The organism is Haloactinopolyspora sp. (genome assembly GCF_027324685.1).
Lineage (GTDB): Bacteria > Actinomycetota > Actinomycetes > Jiangellales > Jiangellaceae > Haloactinopolyspora.
The window spans coordinates 1-13,628 of record NZ_DAHVSH010000196.1 but is presented as its reverse complement, the minus strand read 5'-3'; the positions used below and the strand labels follow the sequence as shown (position 1 = coordinate 13,628).

Sequence of the window (13,628 nt, the reverse complement as noted above, 5' to 3'; positions counted from 1 at the left end):
GATACCGCCGACCCCGCCCGTCAGCGACCATCACCACCGGCACACCCTCATCAGGCACCACCAGCCACGACCCACCATCAACCGCGGAGACCAGGTCCCGCCACACCCCCGGATCAACCCCATCACCCAAGTCGTCGCCGTCGACCTCGTGGTCGGGCAGGCCCACCGCGGCATCATCATCCGGGCACCAGGCCGCGTCCCGCGCAGCCAAATAGTCAGGAACAGCCGGGACAACCTCCGCACCAGGCAGACACCCACCCGGCCCGTCGTCTTGATCATCCCAACTGTCGAACATGCCCACACGCTACCAGACACATGTTCGAATCACTACCGACAAGCTGCAGCCAAGCCATCACAAAACGATCACAAACCCGACGCGACCAGTCATCCGCGGCCGACTCCCAGAAGCGTCCGATTCGTTCAAGACCACCGACGCCACCCAGCGCTAGCGTGAACCGCATGACACCACCACGTTTCGCAGCTGTGGGCCTCGTCGTGGACGACATGGCTCGGGCGCTCGCGTTCTACCGCGCGCTCGGCCTGGACATCCCCGCCGAGTCCGACACCGCTCCGCACGCTGAGGCGGCCTTGCCCGGCGGGTTGCGGCTCATGTTCGACACGGTCGAGACCGTCAAGTCGTTCGATCCCGACTGGACACGTCCGACCGGTAGCCAGATGAGCCTGGCGGTCGAGTGCGAAAGTCCGGGGGCGGTCGACCAGGAATTCGCCAGGATGGTCGACGCGGGCTACACCGGGCACCTCGACCCCTGGGACGCCCCGTGGGGGCAGCGCTACGCCACGCTTCTGGATCCGGACGGCAACGGCGTCGATCTGTTCGCGGCCTTGCCCGCTACCTGAGCAGCGCCGTCAGGGTGACGTGAGGAGCGCCGTCAGGGTGACGCCGGTCAGCGCCTTCACGTCGCGCGCGAAGTGGGCTTGGTCGGCGTAGCCGGCCACGGACGCCGCGTCGGCCGCTGATCGACCGGCCCGGCACAGGTCGAGCGCGTGGTTCATCCGCATGATGCGGGCGAACGTCTTGGGTCCGTATCCCAGCGCGTCGAGGCTGCGGCGGTACAACTGCCGGGCGCTGAGACCGGCATCCTCGGCCAGCGCACCGATGCGGCGGACGCTCGCGAGTCGACCCAGCAGCAGCGACCCGATGGGATCAGGCGGGCTGGAATCCCGGAGCCGCTCACTGGCGATCGACTCGAGTGCCTCGACCGGACGCTTCGATGCGGCCACTTGCTCGGTGAACCGACGCACGTGGTCCGCCGGCCAGAGATCGGACAACGGGATGCGCTGGTCACGCACCGCGTGCGCCGGTACGCCGATGACCCGGGGGCCGACTCCGGCGCCGAACCGCAGCCCCGCGTGGCCCGCCTTCGGCGTCCAGGTGGCTACGTGGGCGACGGTGTCGGGCCCGGCCACGACGAGCTCGCCACGGTGCCACAGCAGGTCCATGCAGCCGTCGGGCAGGATCCGGTGATCTTCCGCCGCGGCCGTGGCCGAGGCGACCCAGGCCACCGTGTGGCGGATCGACGAGGCCCGTTCGCGGTACATGAACCCAGGATCGCAGCTAAGACCGTGCGAGCATCAGTTCGTTGAGGTCGCCGCTGGTCAAAGCACCTTCCACGCTGGCGTAGGTGCCGGCGCCGAACAACTCCTGAGCACAGCGTTGCACGACGGTGTACGCGGCCGCAGCGACACGCGAGCCCAGGCTGACCCGCGCGACCCCGATGCTGCCCAGGGTTGCGACGTTCGGAGCGCCGGGTGCGGCCAGGATGTTCAACGGGGCATCGATCTCGTCAGCGAGTGCGGCGACGATGTCGAGGTCGAGGACACCGGGCACGAAGATCCCGTCGGCGCCGGCGTCGTAGTACGTCTCGGCGCGCTCGAAGGTGTCAGGCAGGCGGTCGCCAGGGTCGCCGACCGCCCGGAGAAACGTGTCGATCCGGGCGTTGATGAACAGGCCGGTGCCGGCTTCGTCCGCGACGTCGCGGGCCGCGGCGATGCGCTCGGCTTGGTCGTCGATCGACCGCAGAGCTGTCGGGTCGTCGGGGTCGACGTCCTCGATGTTGATGCCGACGGCGCCGGCCTCGAGTACGCCTTCGATCGTCTGGGCGACGTCATCGGGGCTGGCGCCGAAACCGCTCTCGATGTCAGCACTGACGGGAACGTCGACTGCCTCGACGACGCGAGCGACGACCGCCAGCGCGCTGTCGCGGTCGAGGTGGCCGCCGTCCGCAGTGCCCATGCTCCAGGCGACACCGGCGCTCGTCGTAGCTACCGCCGGCGCGCCGGCCGACTCGACCAGACGTGCGCTGAGGGCGTCCCACACGTTGGGGAGCACCAGCGGGCTGCCGCGACGGTGCAGCGAACGGAACCGCTCGGCCTTGTCGGACAGAGTTGTCATGGCGACTATCACAGCACGGCCATCGCCAGAGAGTCGGCTGCCCCGCCATTTACGCGCCGACGCCGATCGCCTCGACCGGGCGCCTGCGCATCGATGCGCGGGTCGGGAGACCGACCGAAAACAGGCCAAGAGCAGCGGTGACGCCGATGATCCCCAGGTACAAACCGGGTGGCACCGACGGCAGCGGCGACTCCGTCGTACCGATGCTCATCCCCACCAGCGGCGGGATCGCGATGATGGTGCCGATCGTTCCCGCGATGAAGATCACGACCAGCGACTCCGTCCGCATCATGCGCCTGACCTGACGTCGGCTGGCGCCGATCAACTGGAGAAGCGCGAACTCTCGCTCACGTTCGGCCGTGGCCATCACCAGCGTGTTCACCACGGCGACGCCCAGGTACACGAGCAACACCAGGAGCGCGATGATGCTCGACCACGACGCGGCGTCTCGTTGATCCTGTCCGGCCGCGCCCCATTGTCCGGCGTCGGCGACGACGAGGCCCGGGAATGACGGCGCCAAGTCGCTGAGTGCGTGCTCGGCCGATCCCGAGGAGGTGCGTAGGAGGACGACGTCGCTCAAGCCGGTCGCCGTGTGCGCCTCGAGCAGGTCGTGCGGCAACGTGATGTCCCCGAAGCCCAGGCCGCGACCATAGATGGCGACCACCGTCGGTCGGTGCTGCGTGCCATCGCCCAGCACCATGTCGACCTGTTCGCCCAGGCCGACGCCGAACGTTTCGGCAGCCAGCTGGCTGAGCGCGACGCTGTCGTCATCGAGGCCCGCGATGCTGCCTTCGCGAATTTCCAGGTCCAGGGTGTTCTCCAATTCGTTCGGCGTGAGGCCCTGAGCGGCGTACGGCTGCGTCGTCGGCTCGCCGAGTTCCGTGTACCTGACGACCACCTCGCTGCGGATCACCGGCGTCGCCGTGTCGACACCGTCGACGGCGGCGAGGGCGTCGATGGCCTTGTCGCCGAGGCCTCCGTTGTCGCTCGAGATCACGAAGTCGGCGACCACGCCGTCGGCGCTTTGCCGGGCGGCAGCTGCCGAGACGGTGGACTGGGAGAAGATCTGGACCGAGGCGATGGTGATGGCGAGGATGAGCGGCGTGACGGCGCCGGCGAGGCGCCGCGAACTCGCCAGCGTGTTGGCCGCGGCGAGGTACCCCGCCACGCGGCCACATCGGCGCAGCGGCGCGGCAAGCAGCCCTGTCATCAAGTGCACGAGCCTGGGGCCGAGCAGAGCGACGCTGATGACGAAGAACATCGCTGACCCCGCGGCCCCGGCCACTGCGGCGGTGCCCGGAAGGACGAGTGGCAGAGCGGAGGCAACCAACCCGAACGCGGCGAACACCCACCCGAACGTGACACGCACCCGCGGCAGCGCCTTGGACTCGACCGCTGCTTCGCTGAGCGCCTCGACCGGCTTGATGCGGGCAGGTTTGCGGGCGGCGACCCACCCGGCCAGCTGTGCGGTGAGTAAGCACAGCGCGATGGCGACGACAGCCGGCAACGGGCTCAAGGCGAGCTGGAAATCCGCCGGGATCATCCCGCTCGCCGCGAAGGCCGAACCGAGCAGGTGAGCCAGCGCGAACCCGGGACCGGCGCCGAGCAGTACCGCGGTCCCGGCCACCAGCGTGAGTTCCGCGCCGAGCATCCGGCGGACCTGTCGCGGTGTGGCTCCCACGGCTCGCATCAAGGCGAACTCTCTACGACGCTGGTGCACCGCCAGCGCGAGCGTGCTCGCCACGACGAACATGGCGATCAATACCGCGGTGCCGGCGAAAGCGCCGGACATCACGATCAGTTCGGCGCGTGCCTGCCCGACATCGAGGAATTCCACGTCCGCGCGCTTGTCGCCGGTGTAGGTACGCACGTCGTGGGCGGCGAGGGCGGCTTCGATGCGTTCGGCGAGCTCGTCGGTGGCGACCCCCGCAGCGGCGATCACACCGACCGTGTCGACCTGGTCCGGGTGCCCGGACAGTTCCCGCACCCGCTCGTCGGTGAAGAAGAGTCCGTCGCGACGGAACGTTGCGCCGCCTTCGGCAGCAGCGATGCCGCGGACCGTGTACGTGTCCGGCACGGTTCCGTGCGTGATGTCAATCCGGTCACCGACCTTCAGGCCGGTCTCGGCGGCGATCTCGGCGCTCAGCACAACGTCGTGTGCGCCCATCGGTGCGGACCCTTCGCGCAGCTCGAACGGCGTCAACATCGCCGAGAGCCAGCCGTGTCCTTGTGCTGTGGCACCGCCGATGCCGACCGGGACCGTGACGTCACCGGCGACAGCGTCGACTCCGGGCAGCATGGTGATCTCGTCGATCACACCGACTGGCAGCCGGGCCCGTTCGCGCAGCGGGGTGTCGACGTCCTCGGCGACCGGCACGGCCTGTGGGCCGCCGACGACGACGGATGCGCCCGCGTACCGTTCAGGTGGCAGCCCGCCGCGCAGCCCCGACTCCATCAAGACACCGAGCGCGGTCACCAGTGTCGAGGCCAGAAACACGGCGACGAAAATGCCGGCGAAAGCGGTTTTACGGTCCTTGACCGACGCCCAGGCGATCTCGCGCATGTTCACCACTCCCCAAGTGCCGTCATCCGCGCGGCGACCGCTTCCGGCGCCGGCCGGTCGAGCGCGTCGGCCAGCCGACCGTCGGCGAGGAACAACACCTGGTCGGCGTAGGAAGCCGCCACCGGGTCGTGCGTGACCAGCAGGGTGGTTTGACTGGTGCCGTCGACGATGCGGCGTAGCAGCTCGAGCACCTGGCGCCCGCTGTTGGAGTCGAGCGCCCCGGTCGGCTCGTCCGCGAAGACCACGTCCGGGCGAGTGATGAGCGCCCGGGCGATGGCCACGCGCTGCTGCTGCCCACCGGAGAACTGGCTGGGGCGGTCGTCCAGCCGATCACCGAGCCCGACGTCGGTCATGACCTGCTTCAGCCAGGCGCCGTCCACGCCACGTCCGGCCAGCCGCAGCGGCAACGTGACGTTCTGCTCGACGGTCAGCGACGGCAGCAGGTTGTAGGCCTGGAAGACGAACCCGATGCGCTCGCGCCGGAATCGCGTGAGGGCGGTTTCGCTGAGCGTGGACAGGTCGGTGTCACCAATGCGCACGACACCCGAGGTGGGCCGGTCGAGTCCGGCGGCACAGTGCAGGAACGTGCTCTTGCCCGAGCCTGACGGTCCCATCACCGCGGTGAAGCTTCCCCGGTCGAGCACGACGCCGACGCTGCGTAGGGCGGTGACGGTGTTCGGCTCGGTCCCGTACACCTTGGTGACCGAATCCAGGGCGATCGCCGGAGCCGATGAACTGAGCCGACCCTGATGAGCTGCGGATTTCTCACTGATCTTCACGGTTGTCGACGCTACGGCTGCCGCAGCTCCGGGACGATCCAGCTGACGACCCACTTCGGGGTACAGCTGGCTGTACCGTCAAGCTGTGGCCCGGACCCTTCGTTTGCGTGAGCCGGCGAGCGAGGTGCGCCGCGCGCTGCCGTTCATGCTCACCGGCGCGGTCACCGGGTTGATGTCACTGGCGATGCTCATCGGTGTCCTCCTGGTGGTGCCGCTGTTATTGATCGGGGTCGGCTGGTTCGTGTTGCCGACAGCGATTCGGGGCCTGCGGTGGACCGCGGGGCTGGACCGGCGACGTGTGGGTGCGTTCACCGGAACCGCGCTTCCCGAGTTGTACCCCTCCACGGAAGGCTCGCTGCTGGACCAGGTGCGTATTGCCTTGCTCGACCCATCGACCCGGCGCGATCTCGGGTGGCTCGTCGTGCACGGGCTCAGCGGTACCGTTCTGGGCCTGCTGTCGGTCGCGCTACCGCTGAGCGCGCTGAACGCCCTGCTCGTCCCGAGTTACTGGTGGGCGTTCCCCGTCGACGACCCGGTAACCTCGCCGTACCCGGTGACCTCGTGGGCTCTGGCGCTGACGATGCCGCTGATCGCCGTGGCCTATGCCGCGCTTGCGTTGTGGCTGGTGCCGCGGCTGGCGAAGTGGCAGGTGTCGTGGGCGCGCGCGTGGTTGGCGCCGACTCAGGCCGCCCAGCTGACCAAACGGGTCAGCGAGCTGGCCGCAAGCCGCGCCGCCGCACTCGAGGCGCACGGGGCGGAGCTGCGGCGAATCGAGCGTGATCTGCACGACGGTACACAGAATCGCCTCGTCGGCGTCGTGATGCATCTGGGCATCATCGAGCGGGCCTTGCGCCGCGACCCGGAATCGGCACTACCGCTGATCCTGCGGGCGCAGGACGCCGCCGACGATGCGCTGGGTGAACTGCGTGAAGTCGTCCGTAGTATCTACCCGCCGGTGCTGAGCGAACGTGGACTTGACGGCGCGGTCGCGGGTCTGGTCGCGCACTGCTCGGTGCCGTGCACGCTGATCGCCGAGGCGGTACCGCGGGTGCCGGCGGCGGTCGAATCGGCGGCCTACTTCGTCGTCGCCGAGGCGCTGACGAACGTCGCGAAGCACAGCGGGGCGGAGCAGGCGGAGGTGCGGATGTCGATGCGGCGCTCGGCGGGCTCGCAGGAGGAGATGCTGATGATCGAGGTGAGCGACGACGGCGTGGGTGGCGCGTCGGAGACGGGCGGTAGCGGACTGCGCGGCATCCGCCGCCGGGTGGACGCGTTCGACGGGCGAACCGAATTGACCAGCCCGGACGGCGGGCCGACGGTGCTGCGGGTGGAGCTTCCGTGCGGGTCGTGATCGCTGAGGACGACGCCCTGCTGCGCGAAGGGCTCGTCCTCCTGCTGAGCAACGAGGGCATCGACGTCGAGGCTGCGGTCGACAACGCCGAGGACTTCCTGGCCGCAGTGACCCATGCCCGGCCCGATGCCGCTGTCGTCGACGTCAGGCTGCCCCCGTCGTACTCCGACGAAGGACTGCGTGCGGCTGCCGAGGCGCGTCGGCGGATACCAGGACTGCCGGTCCTCGTGCTGTCGGCCTACGTCGAGGACAGCTACGCTGCAGAGCTCCTGGCCGACGGCGCCGACTCCGTGGGGTACCTCCTGAAGGAGCGGGTCGGGCGAGTGGAGAAGTTTCTCGAGGCCTTGCGCCGGGTCGCCGACGGCGCGACCGTGTTGGATCCGGAGGTCGTCTCGCAGTTGATGGTGCGACGTCGCGCCGACGATCCGCTGCGTACGTTGACACCGCGTGAGGGTGAGGTGCTCGCCCTGATGGCCGAAGGCCACGGCAACATGGCCATCGCGGAGAAGCTGGTCGTCACCGAGACGGCTGTGAGCAAGCACATCCGCAACATCTTCGCCAAACTTGGCTTGGAACCAAGCGACAGCGGTCATCGCCGGGTCATGGCGGTCCTGGCCCATCTACGATCGTGACGATGGCGACCGTGGACTCGAGGGAGCGTGCACCATGACTGATCCCCACTTCGTCATCGTCGGCGCCGGCTTGGCCGGGGCCAAGGCAGCTGAGGCGCTGCGCGAGCAGGGATTCGAGGGACCGATCACCCTGGTCGGCGATGAACATCATCGTCCGTACGAGCGACCGCCGCTGTCCAAGGAGTACCTCACCGGCGCAGCCGAGCTCGACACCGTCTACGTGCACGACGAGGCGTGGTACGGCGAGCATGACGTCGACCTGCGGCTCGGCACGTCGGTGACGCGGATCGATCGTGACGCGCATCAGGTGGAGACGACGACCGGCGACCGCATCGGCTACGCGAAGCTACTGCTCGCGACCGGATCGAGTCCGCGGCGGCTCCCGTTGCCTGGGGGAGACGCCCAGGGCGTGCACTATCTGCGTCGCATCGAAGATTCCCAGCGCATCAAGGACATGATCGCCACGACGGCGCACCTGCTGGTGATCGGAGGCGGCTGGATCGGGCTGGAAGTGGCGGCGGCGGCACGAAACGCCGGTGTCGACGTCACGATCGTCGAGACGGCGAAACTCCCGCTCCTCGGCGTGCTCGGCCCCGAGGTGGCGCAGGTCTTCGCCGATCTGCACACCGAGCACGGCGTCAAGCTGCGTACCGACGTCGGCGTCGAGCGCATCACCACGGCCGGCGATATTGCGACCGGGGCCCGGTTGACCGACGGGACGGAGATCGACGCCGAAGCCGTCGTCGTCGGCATCGGCGCGGTCCCGAACGTGAGCCTGGCCGAGGAAGCGGGCCTGGACGTCGACAACGGCGTGCTCGCTGACGCCGCCTTGCGCACCAGTGACCCCGACATCGTCGTGGCCGGCGACATCGCCCGGGCCGAGCATCCGCTGCTGGGCCAGCGCATCAGGGTGGAGCACTGGGCGAACGCGTTGAACCAGCCTGCGGTCGCCGCGACGTCCATGCTGGGCGGCGAGGCGCGCTACGACGAACTGCCGTACTTCTACACCGACCAGTACGACCTCGGGATGGAGTACCACGGCTACGTCGAATCCGGTGGCTACGACCAGGTCGTGTTCCGGGGTGATCGAGCCGCTCGTGAATTCATCGCGTTCTGGCTCGCGGGCGGACGTGTCCTCGCCGGGATGAACGTCAACGTCTGGGACGTCGGTGAGCCGATCAAGGCGCTGATCCGCTCCGGGCGACCGGTGGACACCGGCCGGCTGGCCGACGTCGACGTGCCGCTGGATCAGGTGGTCCCGAGCTGACGGCAGCGATCGATGCGTGACGTCACCGCGCGCCGCCTGTCGCGGTTGCACATCGCGCTGTACCGCATGACCGGTGGGCTGCTGGGGCGCAGGCTCGTCCGCAACGACATGCTGCTGCTCACCACCACCGGCTCGCGTACAGGCCGGCGGCACACGGTGCCCCTGCTTCATCTACGAGACGGCGACACGATGGTCGTCATCGCTTCGTGGGGTGGCCGGCCGAAGCATCCGCAGTGGTACACGAACCTCCGCGCTCATCCGCAGGCCGTGGTGCAGGTCGGTCGGCGCCGGTGGCCGGTGCGCGCCCGTACCGCCACCGCGGCTGAACGGGCCGATTGGTGGCCCCGAGTCCTGGCCACGTACAAGGGCTACAGCCTCTACGAATCCAACACCGACCGGGTCATCCCGGTGGTCTTCCTCGAACCGTGGCGCTGAAGTCTCGCCTGGCGGCCGCCGCGAGGTCAGCCTTGCTGGGCAGCGCCCGCGCCTTGAACGGGAAGCACCGGATAGGCGACCTTGATGCCGTGGCGGTCGAGTCCGCGCTTGAGGTACAGCCGCAGGGCTCGGCCGATGGCCCATTGCGATCCCGGCCTGGTGGTGACCATGACTCGTACGGTCACCGCGCCGTTCCCGATGGCGACGACACCACTGACGTCGGGACGTTCGAGGATCTGGTCGGAGTATTCGGGGTCGTCGGCGAACTCGTCGATGCTGGCCTGGATGACCTGGGTCGCCTCCTCGAGGTCGACGTCGTAGGCCAGCGGAAGTTCGACGACGGCGTTGGCCCAGTCCTGGTTCATGTTGCAGACCCGCATGATCTCGCCGTTGCGCACGTACCAGAGCCCGCCGTTGAGGTCGCGGATCTTCGTCACCCGCAGGCCCACGGCCTCGACCGTGCCTACGGCGTCGCCCACGTCGACGACGTCACCGATGCCGTACTGGTCCTCGGACATCATGAACATGCCGGCCATGAAGTCCTGGACCAGGCTCTGCGCACCGAAGGCCACCGCCAGGCCGAGGACACCCGCGCTGGCCAGGATGGGGCCGAGCGCGATGCCGAACTGACCGAGGATGGTCACGAACGCCACCCCGAACACCACGAATGTCGACACGCTCTTGAGCACCGACGAGATGGTGTCCGCGCGTTGCTTCTGGCGCTCGGCCCGCGAGGCGTTCGCCGAGCGGATGATCCGTCCGGCGACCTTGGCCCGAGACACTCGCTGCTGCGAGCTGACCGTCCGTTTGACCAGCTGGTCGATGGCTCGGCCGAGCAGCGCGCGCACCGCGATCGCGACCACGATGATGATCACGATGTTGATGGCGCCGGTGATCATCGCAGCAGATCTTTCGTTCAACCAGTCCGTCACGGCGTTGGCCTGGACAGTCATGTCGGACAACGCGTCGACGGCATGGGCCGCCGACAGGATGGGTGGCATGGCCACGAAGTCTCCCTTCGTCTCCTCGATCAGGCGCGCTCGAGACATGCGCACCACCCAGGTTTACCCGCTGACCGACCTGAACTCGCGATCAAGAAGACCGCCGGATCGCCGACCCGGGGGCGGAGAATGAGGGATGGCCATTCGTATGCAGTGCATTTGTGTCGACAGCAGTGACCCGCAACGCATCGCGACCTTCTGGGCTCAAGCCCTGGGGTGGCGGCGAACTCTCGACAGTGCGGACGAGGTCGTCCTCGAACCGCCGGCGGGTAGCCCCGAGGATGGAGTCGCTCCGGACTTGGTTTTTCTGCGCGTGCCGGAACGCAAGACGGTGAAGAACCGGCTGCACGTCGACCTGCGGCCGGACGACCAGGAGGCCGAGATCGCGAGGCTGCTCGAGTTGGGGGCCACCCACGCCGACGTCGGCCAGACCGGCAACGAGAGCTTCACGGTGCTCGCGGACCCCGAAGGCAATGAGTTCTGCGTCCTTCGCGTCCTCACCGCGGCCGAGCTCGCCGGTCAAGGCCTGCGATACGACGGCCCCGGCCAAGGGTGATCGCCGGGTCCGCCAGCTCAGCGGTCGATGCGTAGGAGGTCCAGGATCTCCTGGGTGACCCGGTCAGGGTGGTCTTCCATCAGGAAGTGCCCGCCGCCGGCGATGACGACGAGGTGTGCGTCCGGGATGTCGCTCGCCAGCCGTTCGGCGTACCTGACGGGCTGCCAGCGGTCCTGCTCACCCCAGACGATGCGGGTCGGCATCGTGAGATCGCGCAACAGCGGCGCGAGCTGCTGGGTCGGTCGTGAGTCGTAGTGGCGTACCTGGTGCTCGAAGAACGAGGCGCGGCCCAGCGGCGTGCGGTGCGGGGCGAGGTAGGCCTCGAGGGTGGAGCCGGTCAAGTGGGCAGGGTCCGCGACGGTCATCGTCAACTGCCGGGTGAGCATCGCTTCGAACTCGTCGGGCGCCATGGCCAGGTAGTCGTCGAGATGATCGCGGATGATCGCGCGCCAGGTCGACGACGGCCACGAGTCGTAGCTCACCGTGTCGACGAGCATCAGCCGGCGGACCAAGGCAGGCCGGCGAGTCGCGACGATCTGGGCGACGGCGCCGCCGATGTCGTGACCGACCACCGTCGGCCGCGCGATGTCGAGGAACGACAGCAGCTGTTCCAGCAGGTGGGCTTGGGCCGTCACCGATGTGTCCCGGTCCGTCGGGCGTTCGGACGCGCCGAAACCGAGCAGGTCATAGGCCAGGACGCCGTGTCCCTGTCCTTCGAGGGCCGGAACGACGTTGCGCCAGATGTAGGAGTGCGAGGGCGTGCCATGCACCAGCACCAGGGTCTCGCCGGTCGATCCAGGCGTGTATCGGTAGGCCAGCCGGACGTCGTCGACGATCGCGTTGCGGTTCAGGATCATGGCGCCGGCTCCGGGGTGACGACGAGCTTGCCGACGAAGTCCTTGGCCGTGAACGCCGCCTGGGCCGCGGTCAGTTCGTGCAACGGGTACGTCTCGGCGAGGGGCGCCGTCAGCTCACCACGGTTGATGTGCTGCAACAGCTGGGCGAAGTCGTCGTGCGTGCCGAAGGACGAGCCGACCAGGGTCAGTTGTTGCAGGTATACGGTGCGCAGGTCAGTTTCGACCAGGGGGCCCGCGATGGCGCCGGCGACCACGTAGCGCCCCAGCGGCCCCAGCGAGCGCAACAGGGCCGAGAAACTCGGGCCCGCGACGACGTCGGCCACCACGTCAGCCTCGCCCGCGACTCGCCGCAGCTCGGCGGCCAGGTTCACCGCGTCGCGGTCCACGGCGGCATCGGCGCCGAGCTTCAGCACCCGTTCGCGCTTGGCCGGCGTCGTGACGGCGACGACGCGGGCGCCGCGCAACGTGGCTAGCTGGACCAGGGCGGATCCGACTCCGCCGCCGGCGCCGGTCACGATGACGGTTTCACCAGCGCTGACGTTCGCGCGGTTGAGCATCCGCATGGCGGTCGTGTAGGCCGTCGGGAAGGTCGCGAGTTCGGCGTCGCTGAGTGAGCTCTGGACGGCGTGCGCATTGGCCGCCGGCACCACGACGAGTTCGGCGAATCCGCCGTCCCACTCGCTGCCGAGGTACTCGGTGGTGACGAGCTCACGCTCACCACCGGTGTAGATCATCGGATCCACCATCACGCGCTCACCGAGGCGCGCCTCGTCCACGCCGGGGCCGACCTGGTCGATCCGACCCACGACGTCCGCACCCTGGATACGCGGGAACGTCATGGGCTCTCGTCGCCAGCCCGCGCTCGCCGACGGGTCGTCCGGCGAGCCGTAGGCGCCTTCGCGTGTCCAGATGTCGGTGTTGTTGAGCGCGGTCGCGCCCACCCGGACCCGGACCTGGCCCGCGGCGGGTGTCGGTTCGGGCACGTCCTCTCGGTACTCCAGCTGGTCCGGGCCTCCGAAGCCGGTGAGCAGTACGGCGCGCATGATGTGTCCCTTCGATGTATACCGACCGGTATGGTTACTCCAGTGCACCACGGCGGGCCGCACGTGTCAACGGCGCTACGGTGGGACCAAAACCGAGCCGGGGTGTGTTGTTGACAGTGGCGACACCGCCAGCACCACCAGCACGGAGGAGAAGCAACATGACCAGTGGAATCAACGACACCGGCCAGATCACGCGCATCGAGGGCACCGAGACGGCCGTCCTGGCTGGAGGGTGCTTCTGGGGCATGGAGGACCTCATCCGCCGCCAGCCCGGCGTGCTGCAGACCCGGGTCGGTTACACCGGTGGTCAGAACGACCATGCGACGTACCGCAACCATCCCGGCCACGCCGAGGCGGTGGAGATCGTCTTCGATCCCACGAAGACGACCTACCGCGACATCCTGGCGTTCTTCTTCCAGATCCACGACCCGACGACGCTGAACCGTCAGGGCAACGACATCGGGACCAGCTACCGCTCGGCCATCTTCCCGCTCACGCCGGAGCAGGAGCAGATCGCTCGCGACACGATCGCCGACGTGGACGCGTCGGGCCTGTGGCCTGGCAAGGCCGTGACGACCATCGAGCCTGCCGGCCCGTTCTGGGAGGCCGAGCCCGAGCACCAGGACTACCTCCTGAAGTACCCGAACGGCTACACCTGCCACTTCCCGCGGCCGGACTGGGTGCTCCCCAGGCGCACCGCGACCTCCAGCTGACCGGGCCGGGTGACGCTC

Annotated in this window: 14 protein-coding genes; 7 read left to right on the top strand and 7 right to left on the bottom strand. The window is 68.7% G+C overall.

The genetic code is table 11. The annotated features are described in order from the left end of the window. Nucleotides 1-459: 459 nt before the first annotated feature. On the top strand, nt 460-858 hold the full coding sequence (locus M6444_RS21080; RefSeq protein WP_298331971.1) for a VOC family protein: 399 nt from the start codon (nt 460-462) through the stop codon (nt 856-858). A gap of 9 nt (nt 859-867) precedes the next feature. Here the strand turns inward: M6444_RS21080 and M6444_RS21075 are convergent, their stop codons facing one another. From M6444_RS21075 to M6444_RS21060, 4 genes are read right to left on the bottom strand one after another with little or no spacing between them, the layout of a single operon-like run. Beyond that, on the bottom strand, nt 868-1,560 hold the full coding sequence (locus tag M6444_RS21075) for a helix-turn-helix transcriptional regulator (protein WP_298331969.1): 693 nt from the start codon (nt 1,558-1,560) through the stop codon (nt 868-870). A 16-nt stretch (nt 1,561-1,576) separates the two neighbouring features. Then, complete coding sequence (locus M6444_RS21070; RefSeq protein WP_298331964.1) at nt 1,577-2,413, bottom strand: isocitrate lyase/phosphoenolpyruvate mutase family protein; 837 nt, start codon at nt 2,411-2,413, stop codon at nt 1,577-1,579. A gap of 49 nt (nt 2,414-2,462) precedes the next feature. Next, nucleotides 2,463-4,976 (bottom strand): FtsX-like permease family protein, encoded by a 2,514-nt coding sequence (locus M6444_RS21065; RefSeq protein WP_298331961.1) that lies wholly within the window; start codon nt 4,974-4,976, stop codon nt 2,463-2,465. A 2-nt stretch (nt 4,977-4,978) separates the two neighbouring features. Then, a complete protein-coding gene (locus tag M6444_RS21060) occupies nt 4,979-5,755 on the bottom strand; it encodes an ABC transporter ATP-binding protein (protein ID WP_298331959.1) in 777 nt (258 codons plus the stop codon). A gap of 85 nt (nt 5,756-5,840) precedes the next feature. Here M6444_RS21060 and M6444_RS21055 point away from each other — a divergent pair, with 85 nt between their 5' ends. The 4 genes from M6444_RS21055 to M6444_RS21040 are packed head-to-tail and all read left to right on the top strand — an operon-like array spanning nt 5,841 to nt 9,440. Further along, entirely contained in the window at nt 5,841-7,106 is a 1,266-nt protein-coding gene (locus tag M6444_RS21055; RefSeq protein ID WP_298331956.1) for a sensor histidine kinase, read from the top strand. After that, complete coding sequence (locus M6444_RS21050; protein ID WP_298331954.1) at nt 7,094-7,738, top strand: response regulator transcription factor; 645 nt, start codon at nt 7,094-7,096, stop codon at nt 7,736-7,738. Before M6444_RS21055 ends, M6444_RS21050 begins: the two co-directional genes overlap by 13 nt. 34 nt (nt 7,739-7,772) lie before the next feature. After that, nucleotides 7,773-9,005 (top strand): FAD-dependent oxidoreductase, encoded by a 1,233-nt coding sequence (locus M6444_RS21045; protein ID WP_298331950.1) that lies wholly within the window; start codon nt 7,773-7,775, stop codon nt 9,003-9,005. Between the two features lie 12 nt (nt 9,006-9,017). Then, nucleotides 9,018-9,440: a nitroreductase/quinone reductase family protein gene (locus M6444_RS21040; RefSeq protein WP_298331947.1), complete on the top strand. Its 423-nt coding sequence runs from the start codon at nt 9,018-9,020 to the stop codon at nt 9,438-9,440. A gap of 26 nt (nt 9,441-9,466) precedes the next feature. Here M6444_RS21040 and M6444_RS21035 read toward each other — a convergent pair whose 3' ends face one another. Then, complete coding sequence (locus tag M6444_RS21035) at nt 9,467-10,489, bottom strand: mechanosensitive ion channel family protein (RefSeq protein WP_298331944.1); 1,023 nt, start codon at nt 10,487-10,489, stop codon at nt 9,467-9,469. Nucleotides 10,490-10,577: 88 nt separating this feature from the next. Here M6444_RS21035 and M6444_RS21030 point away from each other — a divergent pair, with 88 nt between their 5' ends. Next, nucleotides 10,578-10,997 (top strand): VOC family protein, encoded by a 420-nt coding sequence (locus M6444_RS21030; RefSeq protein WP_298331941.1) that lies wholly within the window; start codon nt 10,578-10,580, stop codon nt 10,995-10,997. A gap of 17 nt (nt 10,998-11,014) precedes the next feature. Here the strand turns inward: M6444_RS21030 and M6444_RS21025 are convergent, their stop codons facing one another. Both M6444_RS21025 and M6444_RS21020 read right to left on the bottom strand, forming a co-directional pair. Further along, nucleotides 11,015-11,854, bottom strand: coding sequence for an alpha/beta hydrolase (locus M6444_RS21025; RefSeq protein WP_298331940.1), 840 nt, complete (start codon nt 11,852-11,854; stop codon nt 11,015-11,017). After that, nucleotides 11,851-12,897: an alcohol dehydrogenase family protein gene (locus M6444_RS21020; protein ID WP_298331936.1), complete on the bottom strand. Its 1,047-nt coding sequence runs from the start codon at nt 12,895-12,897 to the stop codon at nt 11,851-11,853. The genes M6444_RS21025 and M6444_RS21020 overlap by 4 nt, the downstream gene beginning before the upstream one ends. A gap of 158 nt (nt 12,898-13,055) precedes the next feature. On the opposite strand from M6444_RS21020, the gene msrA reads away from it, so the two are divergent. Continuing rightward, nucleotides 13,056-13,610 carry a peptide-methionine (S)-S-oxide reductase MsrA gene (gene msrA, locus M6444_RS21015; protein WP_298331934.1) on the top strand — a complete coding sequence of 185 codons (555 nt, stop codon included), beginning with the start codon at nt 13,056-13,058 and terminating at the stop codon, nt 13,608-13,610. Nucleotides 13,611-13,628: the final 18 nt, after the last annotated feature.